General features: G+C 70.3%; 19 protein-coding genes. 7 read left to right on the top strand and 12 right to left on the bottom strand.

The window, feature by feature from the left end:
* From Q2100_RS20480 to Q2100_RS20490, 3 genes are all read right to left on the bottom strand, one after another.
* Positions 1-416, bottom strand: a 416-nt coding sequence (locus Q2100_RS20480) for an FHA domain-containing protein (RefSeq protein WP_302915535.1), incomplete at its 3' end; no start/stop codon positions are given.
* A 42-nt stretch (positions 417-458) separates the two neighbouring features.
* The gene (locus tag Q2100_RS20485; RefSeq protein WP_302915536.1) at positions 459-1,937 is read right to left on the bottom strand and encodes a neutral zinc metallopeptidase; all 1,479 of its coding nucleotides are present in this window, start codon (positions 1,935-1,937) and stop codon (positions 459-461) included.
* Between the two features lies 1 nt (position 1,938).
* The gene (locus tag Q2100_RS20490; protein ID WP_302915537.1) at positions 1,939-3,042 is read right to left on the bottom strand and encodes an FHA domain-containing protein; all 1,104 of its coding nucleotides are present in this window, start codon (positions 3,040-3,042) and stop codon (positions 1,939-1,941) included.
* 388 nt (positions 3,043-3,430) lie between these two features.
* Here Q2100_RS20490 and Q2100_RS20495 point away from each other — a divergent pair, with 388 nt between their 5' ends.
* Positions 3,431-4,456: a sensor domain-containing protein gene (locus Q2100_RS20495; RefSeq protein ID WP_302915538.1), complete on the top strand. Its 1,026-nt coding sequence runs from the start codon at positions 3,431-3,433 to the stop codon at positions 4,454-4,456.
* A gap of 14 nt (positions 4,457-4,470) precedes the next feature.
* Here Q2100_RS20495 and Q2100_RS20500 read toward each other — a convergent pair whose 3' ends face one another.
* From Q2100_RS20500 to Q2100_RS20515, 4 genes are read right to left on the bottom strand one after another with little or no spacing between them, the layout of a single operon-like run.
* The gene (locus Q2100_RS20500; protein ID WP_302915539.1) at positions 4,471-6,483 is read right to left on the bottom strand and encodes a serine/threonine-protein kinase; all 2,013 of its coding nucleotides are present in this window, start codon (positions 6,481-6,483) and stop codon (positions 4,471-4,473) included.
* A gap of 22 nt (positions 6,484-6,505) precedes the next feature.
* On the bottom strand, positions 6,506-7,804 hold the full coding sequence (locus tag Q2100_RS20505) for a DUF7373 family lipoprotein (protein WP_302915540.1): 1,299 nt from the start codon (positions 7,802-7,804) through the stop codon (positions 6,506-6,508).
* Complete coding sequence (locus Q2100_RS20510) at positions 7,801-9,033, bottom strand: DUF7373 family lipoprotein (protein WP_302915541.1); 1,233 nt, start codon at positions 9,031-9,033, stop codon at positions 7,801-7,803. Before Q2100_RS20510 ends, Q2100_RS20505 begins: the two co-directional genes overlap by 4 nt.
* A 48-nt stretch (positions 9,034-9,081) precedes the next feature.
* A complete protein-coding gene (locus Q2100_RS20515) occupies positions 9,082-9,687 on the bottom strand; it encodes a TetR/AcrR family transcriptional regulator (RefSeq protein ID WP_302915548.1) in 606 nt (201 codons plus the stop codon).
* A 60-nt stretch (positions 9,688-9,747) separates the two neighbouring features.
* Here Q2100_RS20515 and Q2100_RS20520 point away from each other — a divergent pair, with 60 nt between their 5' ends.
* From Q2100_RS20520 to Q2100_RS20530, 3 genes are read left to right on the top strand one after another with little or no spacing between them, the layout of a single operon-like run.
* On the top strand, positions 9,748-11,991 hold the full coding sequence (locus Q2100_RS20520) for a molybdopterin oxidoreductase family protein (protein WP_302915542.1): 2,244 nt from the start codon (positions 9,748-9,750) through the stop codon (positions 11,989-11,991).
* Positions 11,992-12,003: 12 nt separating this feature from the next.
* Positions 12,004-12,513: a pyridoxamine 5'-phosphate oxidase family protein gene (locus Q2100_RS20525; RefSeq protein ID WP_269896959.1), complete on the top strand. Its 510-nt coding sequence runs from the start codon at positions 12,004-12,006 to the stop codon at positions 12,511-12,513.
* The gene (locus Q2100_RS20530) at positions 12,513-13,004 is read left to right on the top strand and encodes a nitroreductase family deazaflavin-dependent oxidoreductase (protein WP_302915543.1); all 492 of its coding nucleotides are present in this window, start codon (positions 12,513-12,515) and stop codon (positions 13,002-13,004) included. The genes Q2100_RS20525 and Q2100_RS20530 overlap by 1 nt, the downstream gene beginning before the upstream one ends.
* Here the strand turns inward: Q2100_RS20530 and Q2100_RS20535 are convergent.
* From Q2100_RS20535 to Q2100_RS20550, 4 genes are read right to left on the bottom strand one after another with little or no spacing between them, the layout of a single operon-like run.
* On the bottom strand, positions 13,001-13,822 hold the full coding sequence (locus Q2100_RS20535; RefSeq protein WP_302915544.1) for an acyl-CoA thioesterase domain-containing protein: 822 nt from the start codon (positions 13,820-13,822) through the stop codon (positions 13,001-13,003). The two genes, Q2100_RS20530 and Q2100_RS20535, sit on opposite strands and share 4 nt — an antisense overlap.
* 24 nt (positions 13,823-13,846) lie before the next feature.
* Entirely contained in the window at positions 13,847-14,179 is a 333-nt protein-coding gene (locus Q2100_RS20540; RefSeq protein WP_264014866.1) for a GNAT family N-acetyltransferase, read from the bottom strand.
* 22 nt (positions 14,180-14,201) lie between these two features.
* A complete protein-coding gene (locus Q2100_RS20545) occupies positions 14,202-15,164 on the bottom strand; it encodes a pirin family protein (protein WP_302915545.1) in 963 nt (320 codons plus the stop codon).
* 9 nt (positions 15,165-15,173) lie between these two features.
* Positions 15,174-15,599: an EVE domain-containing protein gene (locus tag Q2100_RS20550; protein WP_302915546.1), complete on the bottom strand. Its 426-nt coding sequence runs from the start codon at positions 15,597-15,599 to the stop codon at positions 15,174-15,176.
* Positions 15,600-15,695: 96 nt separating this feature from the next.
* Between Q2100_RS20550 and Q2100_RS20555 the strand changes: the two genes are divergently transcribed.
* A complete protein-coding gene (locus tag Q2100_RS20555) occupies positions 15,696-15,977 on the top strand; it encodes a DivIVA domain-containing protein (RefSeq protein ID WP_264014863.1) in 282 nt (93 codons plus the stop codon).
* Between the two features lie 199 nt (positions 15,978-16,176).
* On the opposite strand, the gene Q2100_RS20560 is transcribed toward Q2100_RS20555, so the two are convergent.
* Positions 16,177-16,470: a WhiB family transcriptional regulator gene (locus Q2100_RS20560; protein ID WP_264014862.1), complete on the bottom strand. Its 294-nt coding sequence runs from the start codon at positions 16,468-16,470 to the stop codon at positions 16,177-16,179.
* Positions 16,471-16,823: 353 nt separating this feature from the next.
* Here Q2100_RS20560 and Q2100_RS20565 point away from each other — a divergent pair, with 353 nt between their 5' ends.
* Together Q2100_RS20565 and Q2100_RS20570 are read left to right on the top strand one after the other, a co-directional pair.
* Positions 16,824-17,570, top strand: coding sequence for a helix-turn-helix domain-containing protein (locus tag Q2100_RS20565; protein WP_264014861.1), 747 nt, complete (start codon positions 16,824-16,826; stop codon positions 17,568-17,570).
* 179 nt (positions 17,571-17,749) lie between these two features.
* On the top strand, positions 17,750-18,979 hold the full coding sequence (locus Q2100_RS20570; RefSeq protein WP_302915547.1) for a chromosomal replication initiator protein DnaA: 1,230 nt from the start codon (positions 17,750-17,752) through the stop codon (positions 18,977-18,979).
* Positions 18,980-19,206: the final 227 nt, after the last annotated feature.

Below are 19,206 nucleotides of genomic sequence, written 5' to 3' on the forward strand. Positions count from 1 at the left end.
GGGGCGGGCATGGCGCCGGTGGCGGGCCGCGACGGCGGCGGGCTCGACGGCCACGGACCCGGCGCGACCGGACTGCTGATCACGTTGAGCTGCTGACTGCCGGTGCGGAAGGTCAGGCGAGGCCCGTCGGGGGCGCCGAGGCTCACGTCGACGTCGTCGTCGATGAACACCTGGGGCTGCCGCGCGCCGCCGCTGTAGATGCCGTTGCGACTCTTGTTGTCGATCGCCACCCACTGCTGACCGTCGAAGCGCAGCACGGCGTGGACGCGCGAGATGGCTTGTCGTTCGGGCACGTCCACACGGATGTCGCACTGATCGCCGCGACCGACGGTGACCTCCCGACCGGCCGGGAACGTGTACATCGCCGCTCCGAGCCACACCGTCAGCGGCGGAGCTGCCACTGCTCTGTCGGTCACGCGTACCTCCGGAGGTCAGGAGTCACTGGCGGCGTCATCGGTCTACGCGTCCGCGAACTGGTCGAAGCAGCGATCGGCGTCGGACTGCAGGCCGGCGCGGTAGGCCAGGATTCGGGTGAAGCCGGCGGGCACCGCGTTGCCGTTGACGTCGCTGGCGCCGATGCCGTTGGTGAGCAAACCTGAGACACTCTCGTCGACGTCGCCCGCGGTCAGCTGGAAGTTCCCGCCGGACGGCAAGGTGATCGGTTCGACCATCTCGCGGTCGGCGGCGCCGGTCAGGCAGGCGGTGCGCATCGCGGCGGTCGCGCTGTCCAGGGCCAGGCCCCGCTGGTGCTGCAGGGCGATCATGTAGCGCGACGTCACCGCCGACAGCGCGGTGTTGTCCCCCTGCAGCATCATGCCGTCGTCCTCGTTGGCGGCCCTGCCCATCTCCTCGAGCGCCGGGAGGTCGGCGGTGATGGTGTTGGTCGCCGGACAGTAGGTCACCGGTGCGGCGGAGGTGGCGTCGGGACATTCGGCCGTGGTGTCGAAGGACAGGGCGGGCGGCTGCTCGGGCTTGTAGATGAAGCCGAGTGTCTCCACCAGGGAGGCGATCGACTCCTCGCCGATGGGCAGCTGGCCGCTGTTCACCGACCCGGTCTCCTCGTCGACCTGGAGCACCATCGGAATGTCGCCCCGGCGCTGGTAGATCTCGTCCAGATCGATGGCGGCGCAGGCGGAGACGCCGGACACGAAGCCGATCTGAGCGGCGGTGATCCGGTCGAGCGCGGTGCCGTGCCCCTCTTCGATCATCTCGGCGTCGGCGGGGGTGAGGACGGGGTCACGGGAGGCGATGACGGCGGCGAGGATCTTGTTCAGGCCGTCGCCGGTGCTCAGCGTGAATCGTGGCGAGCCGTCCTCGGCGACCCACCGCATGTACGCGCCGGCGAAGCAGTCGGCCTGCTGCTCGAAGACGATGGTCGGGGTGCGCGGATTGACCAGCCCGGCCATCCGCTGGACGGCGTGCCCGTACTCGTGGGCCATCAGCCCGGCCGCGGATGTCTTGCCGAAGTACTTGACCCCGACGGGGACGAGAAGCCCGCGGTCCCAGGCGATCAGCCGCTCACGGTGGCAATAGAACGCGTTGGGCCGCTCGTAGGTCTTGGCCCCGCACACCATCGGGGACTGCGGGTTCTGGGAGTCGTAGGACAGGAAGTTCTGGACGGGGCGGAACGCGCCCGGCAGCGACCCGTAGTTCTGTTGCCAGAAGTCGGCGACGTCGTTGGTGGTCAGCAGCATCAGCTGGTCGACCTTGCCGCCGTCGGTGTCGCGTACCTCGCCGACGGGCGGCGGCGCGCCGTCGCGCACGTCGCTGGGGCCGTCGGTCACCGGCAGGCCACCGACCTCGAACGGGTCGAAGAGGCCCGACACGGGGGTGCCCTTGACGGTGTCACCGCTCCCGCAGCCGGTGAGCAGCGCCGCGGTGCACAGGGCGAGCACGCCGAGAGTGGCGGCAGACCTCGACGTCCGGTGAGATGTCATGTCAGGCGCTCCAGTGCCGGGTGAGGGTGGCGATCACCGATTCCAGTGCCGCTGCAGCCGCCGCGTCGACGGCCTGGTCGGCTTCGGCCGCGGTGACGATGCGCGCGTCAACGCCTGCGGCCGCGGCGATCTCGTCGACGCGCAGTTCGCTGCGGTGCCGCGCGGTGTAGAGGCGCGGACCCAGCGGTGCGCCGGGCGCCTTGGCGGCGCGGCCCATGAGATCGGTGTGGGCACGACGGACCTCGCTGAGCAGCACCGCCAGGTCGGCGCCCGCGGTGGCCGCCAGGGTGGCCCGGCTGATCATCGACTCGAGCCTGCGCAGTTCGCTGAGCAGTTCGCCGACCTGATCGGCATAGCCGGGGTCGTGAAGGCCGGGGAGGGTGAGGATGCGCGCGTTGATCCCGTGCAGGCCGATCTCTGCGGCGTCGACCACCAGCTGCATCTCGACGGTGTTGGACAGGACCTCGGTGTTGTCGTCCGCGGGTTCGCCGCCGACGGGCTGGGCGCCGGACTCGCCCGCCACGATGGCGGCGATGGTGCCGGGCGGCCACTTCAGCACCTCTTCGAGGCGGGCACGGCTGCTTTTGCGCGGCCACGTGCGGCCGTTCTCGAAGTTGACCAGTGTCCCTTGGCTTTTGGCCACACCGAGGGCAAGCAGGTCCCGTTGCGACAGCCCGAGCTCGCGGCGCCGCTCGGCGACGGCCTGACCGGCACGCAGGAGGCGCTCGTCGACCGCGTCCACCGGGTCGTCCTCGGGGTCGTCGACCGGATCGGCGTCGGCGATCGAGGTGAACGACACCGGGATGCCGTCGGCGTTGCCGAGGTGGACGGTCATGCCGTCGGTGATCGCGGTGACGCCGATGCGGTGTCCGTCGACGTACGTGCCGTTGGTGCTGCCGAGGTCGGTGAGCACCCAGTGGCCCGAGAGGGCGTCGATGCGGGCGTGCTTGCTGGAGATGCGGGGGTCGTTGACCAGGATGCGGGCCGGTGGGATCCGGCCGATGGTCACCGGGCCGTCGTCAGGGCGCACCGTGTGGGCGTCCGCGTCGAGAGCGCAGTGGATCATCAGGGCGGGAACATCGGGTTCGCCGGTGCCGTCGGTCATCCGTCCTGCGCCCCCCGTCGGTGTGTTCCGCAATCTTCATCGCACCTCGTCCGGTGCCGACGTAACTGTAGCACCGGATCCGCCAAGATGAAGCACCCGCTTCGGTTTCGAGCCGCAAACCGCGTCGTGAACCCAGCAAGGCGGTCGCTGCGGGCCTGCCGTTGCTCAGGAGTATGCACAGATCAGGCGGATTTACTGGCGGCCTCCGGACTTGGGGGCGATGTTTGCCCGAGCGGGCCGCTGCAGCGCGGATGCTACAGTTCCGTCAATTTGTGGTCGGAGAAACTGAAGCGCTAACCGATGCGGTCTGGCATACTCGGGGTCACGTTCACCGGCGTCAGCAAAGAGATGCAAGGCTGTGCCGAAACCCACCGGAAGGGCGAGTGAGATGAACACGCAGGATCCGCGCGGCACGGGCGGTCGCGAGGGTGAGGACTTCACCGCCGACTGGCCCGCCCGTCAGCGGCCGGCCGGTCCGCCGCCGGCGCCGTACGGCGCCGCCCAGGGCCACCAGCCTTTTCCTCCTGCGCCGCAGCAGCAGTTCCAGCAGCCGCCGGGCTGGTATCCGCCGGGGGCGTCACCGCAGTCGATCACCGTCACGCCGAAGCCGGAGAAGAAGGGACGTCGGCTCGGGCTGGCGATCGGTGCGGCGTTCGTGGCCGGCCTCGTCGTCGCCGGCGGCGCGTTCGCGGCCTACGAGTTCACCGCCGGGAAGGATGACGACACCGCCTCGGGCCCGCGCAGCACGAACGCCTGGCCGCCGCCGAAGCCGAGCAAGCCGTCCGGCACGCCGACCCCGACCGCGCCCAGCGCAGCTGCCCCCGGGAATGTCGACCCTGCCGCGCTGCGTGGATTCCTGCTGCCGGCAGCAGACCTCGACGGTCTGCTGCAGACGTCCGGGATGGTGCCCACCGGGGTGTTCGCCGTGTTGGGAACCGGCGGCCGGGTCGCCCCGCCCACCCCGCTGAATTGCCTGAGCGCGTGGGCGGTGCTGAACAAGGCGACCTATCTGAACTCGACCACCGGGGTGGCGGGGCAGGTGGTCGGCGAGGAACCAAAGCCCTATCACCAGGTGATGCAGGCGGTTGCGGCGTTCCCGGACGAGGCGGCTGCCCGGGCGTTCCTCGACCAGGAGGCGAAGAACTGGGCGAAGTGCCAGTCGCAGCCGATCAACGTCGACTGGGGCGAGGGCGGGGGAGGCGTCGAGCGTGCGGTGGCGGGCCCCTTCACCGTCACCGGCGACATGCTGACCCTGGCTCTGGAGCGTGGCGTGACCGAAGGGCCGCCGCTGAAGTGCGAGCGGGCGATGACCCAGCGGCGCAACGTGATCGTCGACGTGCGGGCGTGCAGGCCGACCGACCCCCTCGTGGGTGCGGCGGTTGCACAGGCGATCGCGGACAAGATCACCGGGTAGCCGAACGCTTCGGACTACTTCAACCGCTTCGCGATCAGCGGCACCAGTGTCGCGTCGAGGTACTCGGTGGCCAGATAGCCGCCAGGTTCGGCCAGCGCCGCAACGGTATTGGCGTCGTCGACGATGATCATCGTGCCGGTGAACGCCTTCACCTCGTTCGGCAGGCCGTTGTATCCACCGCCTCCGGCGGCGCCATCGGTGCGGATGACGATCAGGACGTCGCTCCTGATGCTGTACAGGCGGTTGAAGTCGGTGACCGACCGGGTCGCAGAGGTGTCCTCGGGCCCGCGGGACAGGGTCTCGGCGTAACTCATGCCGAGACCCTCGAGATAGTCCGCGGCGTTGGACGGCTTGAGCACCTGTGCCAGACCGCTGTCGGAGAACGTCAGCGCCTCCACCGTCTTGCCGACGAGCTGCGAGTTCTGACTTTCCAGGTCCGACCGCTGGTCGCGGACCGTGCCGATCAGCTGGTCGGCCATGCTCTGCTCGCCGAGGATGCGGCCGACCCACTTGAGCTGTTCCTGCCAGGTCCACTGTCGCGTGTCGGTCGCCTCGGGCTGGGTGATCGTCGGTGCGATCGCCGACAGCCGCTCGTACGTGTTCTGGTCGACGCCACTGGTCGCGATGATGACGTCGGGCTTGGCGGCGGCCACCGCGGCCGTGTCGATGAAGCCGAGTACCGCCGTCGAGTCGCTGACCTTGTCCTGCTCCCAGCTCGGCAGCTGAGCGTCGGGTGCGAACGCCACCACCGGCACGACGCCGAGCGAGAGCACCGCGTCGGCATCGCCTGCACCCACCGCGGCGACGGCGGCGGGCGCCGCGGCGAGGCTGGTCTGCCCGAAGGCGTGGGCGAACGTCTGCGCCTCGTAGGGGGCGGCGCCGGGGCCGCGGGCGATGACGAATCCTGCGATGGCGGCGACCAGCAGGACCGCCGCGGCGATCGCGCCGCCTATGACGAGCTTCCGTCGGCTCCGCCCCGGTGCGGGCGGCGGGTGTCCCGGGGTCACCGGAGGAGGTCCGAAATGCTGCTGGGGCAGCGGCGGTCGCGATCCGGTGACCGCATCGCCGGTGGGGTGCCAGCCGCTGGGATAGGTGATCGGGTCGTTCGGCGATCGGGGTGGCGGGCCGGGCAGCGGCAGCGGCGGCGGAGCTGTCGTCCACTGCTGAGTGCCGCTGCTCTGCGCCGGACCCCCGGCCAGAGCGGCGGACGCGGCATGGGCGAGCTCGCGCGCTGACTGATAGCGCTGATTGGGGTCCTTGGCCATGGCCCGCGCGATCACGTCGTTGAAGGCGCCCGGCAGCGCCGGGACGCGGTCGGTGACGCGCGGTGGCGGCTGGATCAGGTGCGCGGTCGCGACGGCGGACAGCCCACCGGATTTGGAGAACGGGGTGGTGCCGGTGAGGAGTCGGTAGAGGGCGCAGCCGAGGGCGTAGATGTCGGTGCGGTGGTCGATGTGGCTGCCTTCGAGGGCTTCGGGTGCGGCATAGGCGACCGAAGCCATGACGGTGCCGGTCTGGGTGAGGCCGACAGCCTCGTCGACGGCGCGGGCGATGCCGAAGTCGGCGAGGTAGACCCGCTCCTCCCCGTCGTCGTCGCTGCCGATCAGGAAATTCGCGGGCTTGACGTCGCGGTGCAGGATCTGGCGCCTGTGGGCGTAGTCGAGCGCTTTGGCGACCTCGCCGATGATGTGCACCGCCCGTGCGGGCGTCATGCGGCCGCTGGTGGTCTCCCGGTCGGCGTCGCTGCCCGCGACGTACTGCATGGCGATCCAGAGCTGGCCGTCGGTTTCGCCCCGGTTGTACACAGTGACGATGTTGGGGTGGTCCAGCGTCGCGGCCATGTCGGCCTCCCGCAGGAAACGGGCGCGGAACATCTGGTCCTGAGACATCTCGGCGCTGAGCACCTTGACGGCGTCGCTGCGGGGAAGGCTCGGGTGCTTGGCGCGGTAGACAGTGCCCATCCCGCCGGCACCGAGCACCGATTCGATGGTGTAACCGCCGACGACGGTTCCCTCACTCAGCGGCATGGCTGGCCTGTCTTCACCTCGGTCACTTCGCGGTCAACATCACGTACTGGGCGGCGACCCGCTGCTGGGTGTCATCGAGCTGTTCGGCGGACACCGACGCGACGTAGCGGTCGACCGCGACCAGACATGCGAAGCGGGGGATCCCGGTCTTCGGCGCATCGGGCGGTCGCTCGCCGTTGTCCACGCAGTGGGATTCCGGCACGCCGGGCACCGGATCGATCTGCCGACGCCGGAGATTCGGTTCCCGCGCCGTTTCGACCTGCAGTCCGTCGAGCAGGGTCGTTGCGCCCGCGGCGTCCTCGGTCTCGTAGAGGGTGTCGAGGGCGTTGGCGACGGTCGTCACGCGGGCCTTCTCGAACAGGGCGCCGGAGACGGGCGGGTCCGCGGAGTAGTGCAGCGCTGCGCGTGGCTGCCACGCGCCATGGGTGACCGTCAGGTTGCCCGGTGGGACGGGGACGGCCTTGGCGAGCACCCCGTCGGGGTCGACGGGCAGTCCGGCGAACCCGTCGGGGGCGGTGGGAGCGAAGGCGTCGAGGCGCGGCTTCTGCAGGTCGAGTGCTCGTACGGTGGCCCCGGTCGCCGCGTCGGCGTTGCCGTTGCGGCCCACCGTCCAGGTGTAGACGAGGAACACGCCGCGGGCGGTGTAGCTGAACACCGCCGCGCCGCCGTCGGCGAGACCCAAGGTTGCCGCCGACGCGTCGGGGTGGCCGGGACCGGGAACCGGCCGCGCCTCGGTGGCCGCGGAGTTCGAGAACATCCCGGTGGCCGCCGCCGCGGCGGGGGGGCCGGGAACGGGAACCGGCCGCGACTCGGTGGCCGCGGATTTCGAGAACATCCCGGTGGCCGCCGCCGCGGCCCTCTCGATCGTCGGGAAACGCATCACCGCGATCTGGAGGATGTCCAGCGCACCGGCCGGCGCTGTGGCCGAGCGGGATGTGCTGAACCCGGTCAGGAACCCGTTGGTGGAGGCGATGCTCGGCGCCGGCTCGGGGATCGACGTCGAGATCGCTTTCGGCTCCCTCCACACCTTTGTGGTCGGGTTGATCTGCAGCAGAACGGGATCGACCTCCCACGGCCCGACGACGGCGTCAGCCATGCGATGGGCCTCGACGGCGGCGCCGTTCGGGCCGGCGGCGCCCAGCGGCGGGCGTGGCGTGGTGGGGTAGTTGCCGGTGTCGAGCGAAACGGGTGGTGCGGGCGCGTCGGGTTCTTTGGCGGCCTGGCCGGAGATCGTCGCGGCGCAGGAGGTGACGAGCATGGAGGCGGCCAGCCACGCCGGGAGCGCCCTGATCACGTGGCCGGCGCGGACGGTGCGATTCATCCGGCCATCAGCATGACGTATTGGGCCGCGACGCGTTGATGGGTGTCGGCGAGTTGCACGGCGTTGGCCTCGATCACGTACCGGCCTGCGGCGGCGACGCAGTAGCTACCGCCGCCCTCCAACGCGAAGCAACTGCTGCCGGGCAAACCTTGCACGGCGTCTGTGGAGTCGGCATCCAGAGCCAGTTCAGCGGAGAACCTATCAACCATCAGCCGGGCGCCGGCCTCGTCGCGCGTCTCGTACACCGTCGTGGTGGCGCTCGACATCAGGTCGGTGCCGGTGCGGTCGAACGTGGCGGTGGAGGCCACCGGGTCGGTCTGGAATTGCAGCGCACCGCGGCGTTCATACGTGGTCCGCTGGACGAGGGTGGCGTCGCTCGTGCTTATCGGCAACGTCTTGGCCAGGAGGCCGGTGGGATCGATTGGCAATTCTGCGAATCGGGCGATATCGGTCGCCTTGAACTGGTCGATGAGGGGGCCCTGCAGGTCGAGCGTCTTGGCGACCAGCGCCGCAGTTGCGGCCACGTCGACCGCCTGCGCCTGTTGAAGCAGCACGTACGGCCCACGGGGGGTCGCCGATCGCACGGTGGCCCATGACCTCGGGCCGTTGTTGTGTGTGCTGCTGGTGGCGACGGTCTCGGGGTGCCCCGGAATCGGCAGGGGCGTCGCCGGTGAGGTCTGCATCGGTAGTTGGATCTCGCCGGCCACCCGTGCGATCTCGGCGGTCGCCGCGACGGCCGCTCCGGGATCGGGAAAGCGCAGCACCGCGTGGTGCAGGAACGTCTTGTCGTCCTTCGACCGGCGCGAGACGAAGAACCCGTTGACGAACTGGTGGCGCTCGGCGGCCTGGCTGACCTCTTTGAGCATGGGAACCGAGACCTGCCCCGGGATGAGCACCATCGGTTGCCGGATGTAGCCCACGACCAGGGCCGGATCCACTTCCCACGGTCCGGTCACGTAGTTGGCCATCCGCTGGGCTTCGACGATCGAACCCACCTTGGGGGTTTCCGCGGTGCCCAGCGGTGCGGGTTCGGTGGGGTAGTTGCCGACGTCGAGGCTCGCGATGTCGACGGTGCCGGGCGGCGGGCCCGCGGCGGTGACCGGCGAACCGGTGACCTCAGAGGTGCAGGAGGTCAGCAGCGTCGCGGCCCCCAGCACGGCGAGTCCGACACGGAGGCCGCCGGCCGTCGACGTCTTGCCATCCCTGATCGACCCCAACCCCACCCACACGCAGGACACAGTAGTCAGCATCGCACCGACCAGCCAGCGAACGCGCTGCTACCCCTGACCGGGAATGAGCACTCCGCGCAGCACCAGTTCGGCGAGTTCGCGCGCCGCGGTCTCCACATCGCGGGCCCGGCGCACACACACCGCATACCAGGCGCCGCCGGCGATCACGTCCATGACGGTGTCGGCGCCGACGGCGTCGCGGGCCACTCCCGTCCGGACCGCCTGCTCGATCCGCTCGGCGAGTTCACCACGGGCCGCCGCCTCGAGCCGGTCACTGAGCACCCGTCGCGACTTGCGGTCCGCCCGCAGATCGTTGAGCAGGCCGGGAATCGCCTCGCGCACCGCGGCGTCGCCGTACATCCGCATGGCCCCGCGACACAGCCGGACGATCTCGGCGGCGAAGTCGTCCTCGGGTCGTTCGGGGCCGAGGTCGGGAAAGAGCGCTTCGTGCACCAACTCGGCCTTCGAACTCCAGCGCCGGTACACCGCGGGGCGGCTCACGCCCGCCGTGGCGGCGATCAGGTCGATCGTCGTCGCCGCGTAGCCCCGAGCGATCAGCAATTCGCGCGTCGTCGCCAGCACCGCGGCGTCGATGGCGGGATCGCGTCGCGAACCGTGCCTGCGTCGCGGCGCCGCGTTCGCCGTTCCCACGATTCTGTCTCCCGCCCACCCCGTTGTCGTTACAGTCTGTCACAACAAACGCGAGGAGGTCCGATGACGACCGATCTGGGCACGCCGCTGGCAGGCATCGGGCAGGACGGCCGCCACCTCTACACCTGCCCGCTGTGTGAAGCCATGTGCGGGTTGGAGATCCAGGTGACCGAAGGCCGGGTCGCGGGCATCCGTGGCAACCGCGACGACACCTGGAGCCACGGGCACCTCTGCCCCAAGGGCGCGACACTGGGCGCGGTCCACGACGATCCGGACCGCATCCGGGCGCCGATGATCAAGGTGGACGGGCAGTGGCGCGAGGTCTCCTGGGACGCCGCGTTCCGGCGCTGCACCGAACTGCTCGCGCCGGTGATCGAGAAATACGGCATCGGCGCGGTCACCGCCTACACCGGCAATCCGCTCGCACACTCCTTCTCCCTGGCCCGCTACACCGGCGTGCTGCTGGGGATGTCGGGGATGCCGGTCACCTACTCGCCCGGCACCGTCGACCAGTGGCCCAAGAACCTGTCGTCGCACCTGATGTACGGCGGCTGGTGGAGCTTTCCGGTGCCCGACATCGAGCGCACGGACCTGCTGCTGGTGATGGGCGCCAATCCGGCGGCGTCGCAGGGATCACTGCTGGCCGCCCCCGATGTCATGGGCATCATCGGCGAGATCGGCCGCGTCCTGGTGATCGACCCCGTCCGCACCGCAACGGCCGACCGGGCCGACGAGTGGTTGCCCATCACGCCGGGCACCGACGCCGCGCTGCTGCTGGCCGTCGTGCACACCCTGTTCGCCGAGGACCTGGTCTCCCTCGGCGCGATGCAGGGACACGTCGACGGCGTCGACCGGCTGCGTGACGTCGCCGCCGACTGGTCGCCCGAGCGGGTGGCCGGCCCCACCGGCATCGACGCAGCGCGCATCCGGGCACTCGCCCGCGAGCTCGCCGGCACCGAGCGCGCTGTCGTGTACGGCCGAATCGGGTTGTGCAATCAGGAGTTCGGCAGCCTGGCGAGCTGGCTGGTCGACGTCGTCAACATCCTCACCGGACATTTCGACGTGCCGGGCGGCGCCATGTTCCCGCGTGCCGCGGCGTGGTCGCTGACGGTGCAGCCGCAACCCGGCCTGGAGGGCGGGCTGCCCGAATTCGGTCGCTACCGCACCCGTGTCCGCGGCGCCAAGGAGGTACTCGGTCAGGTGCCGGTGTCCTGCATGGCCGAGGAGATCGCCACCCCGGGCGACGGCCAGATCAAGGCGCTGATCACCGTCGCGGGCAACCCCGTGCTGTCCACCCCCGGCGGACACCGCCTCGACGAGGTGCTGCCCACGCTGGACGCGATGATCGCCGTCGACCTGTGGATCAACGAGACCACCCGGCACGCCGACGTCATCCTGCCCGGCCTGTCGCCGCTGGAGCAGCCACATCACGACGACCTCATCCTCAACTTCGCGATCAACAGCGTCGCGAACTACTCGCCGCCGGTGTTCGCACCCTCGGACCCCGACCGGCCGCACGAGTGGGAGATCCTGATCCGGCTGACCGGACTGTGCACCGGCACACCCGCCGAGGACGTCGACGTCGCCGCCATCGACGACGGCTTCTTCGACTACCTGGCCTTCACGCAGGGTCTGGACGGCGCCGAGATCCGCCGCCACTACGACCACGGCGGCCCGGAGCGAATCCTCGATCTCACGCTGCGCACCGGGCCGTTCGGCGACCGCTACGGGGAGGACCCGGACGGTCTCACGCTGGACCGGCTCAAGACCACCCCGAACGGCGTCAACTTCGGCCCCATGGTCCCGCAGGTGCCCGCCATCCTCGGCACGCCGGACTCCACGATCCGCCTCGCCCCGCAGTACCTGCTCGACGACCTGCCCCGGCTGGCCGGCCGGATCGAGCGCGCGCCCGACGACCTGGTGCTGGTCAGCCGCAGGCACCTGCGGTCGAACAACTCGTGGTTGCACAACGTGCCGTCGCTGATGAAGGGCAGGGACCGCTGCACGCTGCTGATGCACGTCGACGACGCCGCGCGACGCGGGCTGAGCACCGGCGACCGGGTCGCGGTCACCTCGTCCGGCGGCAGCATCGAGGTGCCCGTCGAGGTCACCGATGCGATCAAGCCCGGGGTGGTGTCGATGCCGCACGGCTGGGGCCACGGCAGGCCGGGCACCCGGATGTCGGTGGCCAACGGATCGCCCGGGGTCAACACCAACGTGTTGTCGCCGCCGACCTTCCTCGACGAACCGTCGGGCAACGGTGCGCTCAACGGCATCCCGGTGACCGTTGCGCGCGCCGACGCCTGATAGGCATTACCGATGGGCAAGAACGAGCGCGGCAAGATCGTGATGTCCGACGCCGAGATCGCAGAGTTCATCGACCGGAGTCGCACCGCCACCATGGCGACGGTGCTCCCCAGCGGGCGACCACATCTGGTCGCCATGTGGTACGCGGTGCTCGACGGCGAGATCTGGTTCGAGACCAAGGCCAAGTCGCAGAAGGCCGTCAACCTGAGGCGTGACCCGACGGTCACGGTGATGATCGAGGACGGCGACACCTACAACACCCTGCGCGGGGTGTCGATCGACGGGCGCGCGGAGATCGTCGACGACGACCCGGATCTGCTTCTGCGCGTTGGCATCAGCGTGTGGGAGCGCTACACCGGGCCGTACAGCGACGACATGAGACCGTTCGTCGACCAGATGATGAACAACCGCATCGCCGTACGCGTGGTGCCCGAGCGGAACCGCAGCTGGGACCACCGCAAACTCGGGATGCCCGAGATCCCGCTCGGCGGCAGCACCGCGCAGTACCTGGGCTCGGCCTGATGACGCCTGCGCAGCGGCCCAAGCAACTCGACTCCCCGGTGCTGCCCAAGATCTTCAAGATCGTCGGCAAGGCGCACGTGTGGGTGTACCGCCGCACCGGCGGCCGGATCGGCGGGAAGTGGCGCGTGGGCGCCGGCTTCCGCAAGCCGGTGCCGACGATGCTGCTCGAGCACCGCGGCCGGAAGTCGGGGAAGACCTTCGTGACCCCGCTGCTGTACATGTTCGACGGCGACTCCGATCCGAAGAACGTGGTGATCGTCGCGTCCCAGGGCGGCCGCCCGGAGCATCCGCAGTGGTACCGCAACCTGGTGGCGAATCCCGACGTCCACGTCGAGATCGGCAGCGACCGCATGGCGATGCGTGCCGTGGTCGCCGGACCCGACGAGCGCGCCCGGCTGTGGCCCCGGCTCGTCGAGATGTACGCCGACTTCGACAGCTACCAGAGCTGGACCGAGCGGGAGATCCCGGTCATCGTCCTCGAGCCGCGCTAGCGGGCCGGCGGCGCGAAGCCCGGGTTCGCCAGCGCGGTCGTGGTGGCGCTGCCGATCGGGCCCAGCCGGTCGAACATGGCGGCCACACCCGTGGCGATGCCGTCGTGACTGTGATGGGTCGCAGCGCTCAGGCAGATGTGCGGACCGTCGGGCAGCCGGCTGAGTGAGATCGAGTAGTCGGCGTTGATGAACGGCAACCCCGTGCTGCCGAAACTGGTCAGCGAGCTGGCGTAGTCACCGGCGATCGCGGCGCGGGTGAAGGGTGTCAGCTCGACGCCGTCGACCAGCGGGGTGATGTCGCGCACCCACACGGCTTTCGGCCCGTCGTGCTGCCAGCCGCTCAGATCGGTACTGGGACCGCTGTGTTCGGCTCCGGCGCCGAAGACCCACAGCAGCATGGTGCGGCCGTCGACGTCGGCGGGATCCGGCGGGATCGGCGGCATGGCGATGGGGGTCGTCCATGCGTCGTCGTCGGGCTGCGGGCCGCGGCGCAGCAGCAGCGCACTCGCGCGCGCCACCACAGTGTCGTCCTGCAGCAGCTCGGCGTCGACGAGGTGCAGGCGGCGGCCACGGCGGACCAGCCGGGTGCGCCCGCGCACGGGCGCCATCGCGACCGGCCGCATCAGGTCGACGGTGAGGCGCGCCGGGTGCATGTCGGTGTCGTCGCCCCGGTCGGCGTCAACGAGATGCCCGAGCAGACCTCCGACGAAGTTGCCGCTCACCGACTCACCCCAGGGACCGCGGGCGGACGAGGTGGGGACGAAGGCGTCGCCGTCGCGCTGGAAGTATGCGGACCCGGCGCGGCTCTGTGATGTCACCGCGCCGACCCTAGCGGGCCGCGCTCACCGGCCGGACAGCCAGCGTTTGACGTCCCTGTCGACCGGATCGACCACGTCGGAGAACTCGTCGTGCTTCTCGACGTAGTTGGCGACGAGCTTGCACACCGGGACGATCCGCATACCGTCGTCACGCGTCCGGCGCAGCGCCTCGGCGACCAGGATCGTGGCCAGCCCGCGTCCTTCGAACTCGCCGTCGACCTCCGTGTGGGTGAAGACGCGCTGCTTGTCGCGGTCGGCGTACTCTGCCAGCCCGACGGTGCGACCGTCCACCGCGATGGTGAACTTGCCGTCCTCGGCGGCGACGGTGGTGGGTGCCCCGGTCTTGTCAGCGGTCACGGTGTCTCCTGGTTCTCGGTTGTCATCTGGGGTTGCGCCGGGGCCGCAGGGTCCCGTTGGGCATCGGCGGCGCCGGAAGTCGGGATACCCGGCCGCGGTAGCCGCTCACCGTCCCGAAGCGGTCGGACCCCGCCTCCCACGCATCACGGTAGGCGGCGATGTCGGCATGGCTGCGGCCGACGAAGTTCCACCACATCAGCAGCTCCTCGCCGAAAGGTGGACCACCCAGCAGGATCATCCGTGCGGGACCGTCGCCACGGTTGACGATGCCCAGGTCGTGCCGCCCGGCGGGCTGGAACGCCAGCTCGGCGACATCGAGCCGGACGCCGGCCGCCTCCACATCACCCTGGTCGAGGAGGACGCCGTGCTCGAACCCGGAGTCCACCTCGAGTGCGACTGACGCTCCCGGCTGCAGGTCGAGCTGGGCGCCGAGCAGCGGTGTGTAGGTCGCCACCGGCGAGCGCGCGCCTTCGACCTCGCCGAGGAACACCCGCAGGGTGACACCGGCGGTGGTGCGGGGACTCGGAACGTGATGGGCGAAGTCCCGGCCGGTGTCGCGGTCGGCCTCGGGCAGGGCGACCCAGAGCTGCACGCCGTGCAGGACGGTGGTCGCGGGAGTGGACACCTCCGAGTGGCAGATGCCTGCGCCCGCGGTCATCAGATTGAGCTCACCGGGCCGGACCATGGCGTGCACACCGGCGCTGTCACGGTGCTCGACCTCGCCGCTGAACAACCAGCTGACCGTCTGCAGGCCGGTGTGCGGATGCGGCGGAACGTCCATGCCGCCCCCGCGGGACACGTCGTGCGGCCCGTAGTGATCGGCGAAGCACCAGGCGCCGATCAGCGACCGGTCACGCTGCGGCAGTGTGCGGCGAACGTGGATGGCGCGCGGCCCGCCGAGTGGCACGTCGCGGGGATGCAGCACACCGGCGAACGGTGCAGCGCCGCAGACGACCTCGGCGGGCGCCGGGTCGGTGTTGCTCACCGTGCCAATCTACGGAACGGCCACGCCCGCCATCGCGGCGCGGATGACGTCGAGATCGTGGTCGCCGATCGTGAAGACGCCGAACCGGAACTTGTAGCCCCAGCGCTGCTTGTTCTCGATGAAGTCGAGGTGCTCGATCAGCGGTCGGATCGGCGTCTCGGCGCACTCGAGGAAGTCGACGTTGCGGCGCCACGGCTGCTGATCGGCGGACAGCTCGGCCTGGTAGGGCTCGTCGTCGACCACCTGCCCGATGGCCGTGAACGCCTGCAGCGATTCGCCGTCGGGGTGGGACGTGCGCGGTGAGTAGAAGACGATCCAATCGCCGCGCGCCATCCTGCGCAGTGCGTGCGGCTTGCCGTGGTTGGCCTGCGTGAAGCGGCCGCGGACGCCACGCTGGACGTGGTCGCGGCTGACGGTGTTGATCCAGTTGGTCATGCATCGCACGCTAGGTCCCGGGTCCGACGATGACGACGGTGCGGCGAACGGCCTGTGGATAACTTCTGTCGAGGTGTGTGCGCCTACCATTCCGGCATGAGCCGAGCCGCGGGCGCGCTTACCGCCGACCAGGTCCGCAGTGCGACCTTCGGGAAATGCCAGTGGAACCGCCGGGGTTACGACCCGAAGTCGGTCAACGACCTGTTGCAGCTGGTGGCCCGGCGCCTCGACGGCCGCGGCCATCTCACGGCCGACGACGTGCGGGGTGTTCGATTTCCCAAGGCGCCGTTGGGGCGTCGCGGCTACGACGAGGGCGAGGTCGACGCCTTCGTGGCGGCGCTGCTGACGACGATGGCCGGTCTCGAGGACCGGCCGTAGTCGAAGTTTGGGACGGTGCCGCCATGGCGCCTCTCGGCGAGTGGTCGCTCGTAGCGACTGAAGGGGTGGAGCCCGGGGCATGCCCGGCACCGTCGGAAGATGTAACCGTCGCTGTGCCCGCGCTATTCCGGGGACAGCATTCTGCCCTCCTGCCGCCGTCCCCTCGACGCGGCGGCAAGAGGGCAGACGTGCGAGGCGGCTACGCCGACTCGGGGTAGTACCGGCGCACGGCCCGCACCGGGTAACCGTTGCGCTCGGCCAGCGAACGAAGCTGGCGAAGCGCGAAGGTGCGGCCGCGGCCGGCCTCCGGGATGACGATGCCGGCCCAGAGGCCCTCGGCCTTGGGCAGTTCGACGGCGTCGCGGGCGCACATCCATCGGCGGGGGCACCCGCGGCAGATCGCCTTGGCGTCCTCGTCGGCAGTGGTGGTCCACCGCTCGGGATCGCGGGTGCAGGCTCCGACCGGGATCTCCAGGAAGGTCACATTGCTCATGGGGTTCGGCTCCTCTGCTACTCGGCGGTTCTGCACCGCATGGGGAAAATGTATAGCAACAACCGTAGCGATGCAACAGTTTGATGGAACTCAATACCGAAGCGGTGCGACGTAACGCTACGGAACGCTGATGCATGCCTGCTGAACTGGCCTTTTCAACATTCAGCGAGGAGTGAGTCGGGGACGCCCGGTGCCGAACCGTAGCGATGTGCTTGGCCGCAACGGCCCGCAGGTGTAGCTTTGAAACAGCTGTGAACCGCAGTACACGACCCGAGTCGTAGCGCGCGCTACGGTGACGGCTAGTATTGCGGCGTCGGAGCCGCCGCCCACCCCAGCGAGGAATACGCCGTCCAATGACCAACGCGGAGCCGATCGACGAGGCAACCGGTGCGGTCGATCCAGGGATGGTCCGGGCCGGCGCTGCCGCCGCCGCGCGACGGCGAGAGCTCGACATCAGTCAGCGCAGCCTGGCCGCCGACGGCATCATCAACGCCGGCGCGCTCATCGCGTTCGAGAAGGGCCGCAGCTGGCCGCGGGAGCGAACCCGGGCAAAGCTCGAGGAGGTCCTGCGGTGGCCACCGGGGACCATCGCCCGACTCCGCGACGGGCAGGGTCCGGTCCCCGGCGAGGAGGGCGCCGAGACCACCACGACGGTCGTCACCACCGGGGACGAGGTCCCGCTCGTCGCCCAGGCCGTCGTGACGGCGGTGCACACGCTGGCCTCGGCCGCGGACGCGCTGCCGCCGGTCGACGATCCCCAGTTCACACCCCGGGTGTCGGCCATCCTCGCGGACCTGCGGCAGTTGGAGGCGGTCGCGGCCCGCGCGGCACGGATCAGCAGGGTGACCCCGGCGTTGATCAAGGCGCTGAGCTCGGTCCGCGGTCGTATCGACGACCTCACGATGCTCGGCGCCACCGCGCCGAACGCCACCCTGGGCCAGCGGCTCTACGCAGTGCGGCGCCGCGCCAACCTCACGATCGGCGAGACCGCACAGGCGGCCGGGGTCACCGAGGCCGACATCGTGCGTGCCGAGGCCGAGGAGCCGGTGCCGGGTTCGGCGGTGTCCGCCATCGAGCAACTGATCGAACAGCTCGATTGAGGTTCCGGATGCATCGACCAGCGGGGCGGCCCGCAGAGATCGCGCCGTCGGGGTGACCGCCCACTAGTCTTGGTCTGCGAGTTCAGCCGACCGAGACACATGCCCGCACGTTTCCCGACCCGACCGGGGTCAATCATGGGGGGTTGTGAAGTGAAGACGAGCCGGGCCGAGGTGCCGGAATGACTTGGCCACCACCGCCTCCGGCGTCGGATCCGTGGGAGTCGCAGACCGTGCCACCGGGTGAGTCGCCGCCGCGATTCGACGAACCCGATGATGTGTCGGCGCCGGATCCACAGCCGTTCGAAGGTGGGTGGGAGACGCCGGCCGGTGCCCGCGTCAGTCAGGCCGGGGCGGCGGAACCGCCGTTCCCGGTGCCGGCGTTCGACCCGGACTGGAACCTCGGCGGCGAGAGGTCACCGGCCGTCACCGCCGCGGATGAGCCCCCGACGACCGACGCGTGGGAGACGCCGGCTGACGCCGACGCGATCGAACTCGAAACGGTGGATCAGCAGCCGCGGTCCGACGCCGAGGACCGCACCGCTGCGGTGCCGACGTTCGCGGGCGATGCGTGGGAAACGCCGAGCGATCCGGTGATCCAGCCGATGGCGCACGTCGAACCGCCCGCCGAGGCGCCGGGCTGGGAGCCACCGCGCGACCCCGTGGTCCAGCCGCCAGTGGGGGCCGGACACGATCAGCGCCTCGAAACCCGTTGGGAGACTGCGGGTGCGCCGGGCGCGGAGCCCGCCGCCGGACCGCCGCCCGAATATGCCGCCACCGAGGGTCAGTGGTCCGGCCTGTACAACGCGCCGCCACCGGTGGTTCCGCGTCCGACGGGCCACGCCATATCGTTGCGCGTGCTGCTCATCGGCGGTGGCGCACTGGTTGCGCTCGTCCTGGTGGTCGTCATGGCGATGTGGCTGTTGAAGCCGTCACCGGCGGCCGACACGACGGCGGCCACCACCTCCGAGCCGGCGCCGGTCGACACCGAGGCCCAGGATCGCTTGCTGCGGGCAGTGCCCCGCGGCTACGCGCCGCAAGCCTGCGAGCCCTCGGACGCCTCCGGTGAAGCGGCGGCCCGGGTCTCGTGCGCGAAGAACACCGATCCCGGTGGTCCGGACACGTCGACCTACACGTTGTACCCCGACCGGGCCGCTCTCGATGACGCCTTCGAATCGCTCGTCGCCTCGTCGCAGGTGGTGGTCTGTCCGGGCCGGATCCAGTCCCCGGGTCCGTGGCGGCGCAACGCGACCCCGGACAAGGTCAGCGGAACGCTGCTGTGTGCGCTGGACCAGAACCGGCCCACCGTCAGCTGGACCGATGTCGACGAGATGTTCATCGGCACAGTGGAAGCCGCGCCGGGCGGGCCGACCTTCGATCAGCTCTATTCCTGGTGGGCCGCCCACTCCTGAACCGCACCGAAAAGCGATGAGGGCGGCCGCAGTGCGGCCGCCCTCATACGTTGGAGCTACGTCAGGACGCTGCGCCCTGATTGCTGGCCGGGACAGCACCCGGCACCACGACCGGCGGAGGCACGGCGCCCTCGCCCGGAAGTGGAGTTCCCTCGCTGCCTGCCGGCGGGGCCACCTGCGAGCCGGCTGGGATCGGCGCCGGAGCCGCGGGAGCGCCCGGTGCGGCC

The sequence above is a fragment of the Mycolicibacterium arseniciresistens genome, assembly GCF_030519285.1.
In the GTDB taxonomy this organism is placed as follows: domain Bacteria; phylum Actinomycetota; class Actinomycetes; order Mycobacteriales; family Mycobacteriaceae; genus Mycobacterium; species Mycobacterium arseniciresistens.

Excerpts from the sequence above, each read along its gene's own strand:
- Q2100_RS20485 (WP_302915536.1), bottom strand. The coding sequence starts at position 1,937 with ATGACATCTCACCGGACGTCGAGGTCTGCCGCCACTCTCGGCGTGCTC.
- Q2100_RS20490 (WP_302915537.1), bottom strand. The coding sequence starts at position 3,042 with ATGACCGACGGCACCGGCGAACCCGATGTTCCCGCCCTGATGATCCAC.
- Q2100_RS20495 (WP_302915538.1), top strand. The coding sequence starts at position 3,431 with ATGAACACGCAGGATCCGCGCGGCACGGGCGGTCGCGAGGGTGAGGAC.
- Q2100_RS20500 (WP_302915539.1), bottom strand. The coding sequence starts at position 6,483 with ATGCCGCTGAGTGAGGGAACCGTCGTCGGCGGTTACACCATCGAATCG.
- Q2100_RS20505 (WP_302915540.1), bottom strand. The coding sequence starts at position 7,804 with ATGAATCGCACCGTCCGCGCCGGCCACGTGATCAGGGCGCTCCCGGCG.
- Q2100_RS20520 (WP_302915542.1), top strand. The coding sequence starts at position 9,748 with ATGACGACCGATCTGGGCACGCCGCTGGCAGGCATCGGGCAGGACGGC.
- Q2100_RS20525 (WP_269896959.1), top strand. The coding sequence starts at position 12,004 with ATGGGCAAGAACGAGCGCGGCAAGATCGTGATGTCCGACGCCGAGATC.
- Q2100_RS20530 (WP_302915543.1), top strand. The coding sequence starts at position 12,513 with ATGACGCCTGCGCAGCGGCCCAAGCAACTCGACTCCCCGGTGCTGCCC.
- Q2100_RS20550 (WP_302915546.1), bottom strand. The coding sequence starts at position 15,599 with ATGACCAACTGGATCAACACCGTCAGCCGCGACCACGTCCAGCGTGGC.
- Q2100_RS20555 (WP_264014863.1), top strand. The coding sequence starts at position 15,696 with ATGAGCCGAGCCGCGGGCGCGCTTACCGCCGACCAGGTCCGCAGTGCG.
- Q2100_RS20560 (WP_264014862.1), bottom strand. The coding sequence starts at position 16,470 with ATGAGCAATGTGACCTTCCTGGAGATCCCGGTCGGAGCCTGCACCCGC.
- Q2100_RS20565 (WP_264014861.1), top strand. The coding sequence starts at position 16,824 with ATGACCAACGCGGAGCCGATCGACGAGGCAACCGGTGCGGTCGATCCA.
- Q2100_RS20570 (WP_302915547.1), top strand. The coding sequence starts at position 17,750 with ATGACTTGGCCACCACCGCCTCCGGCGTCGGATCCGTGGGAGTCGCAG.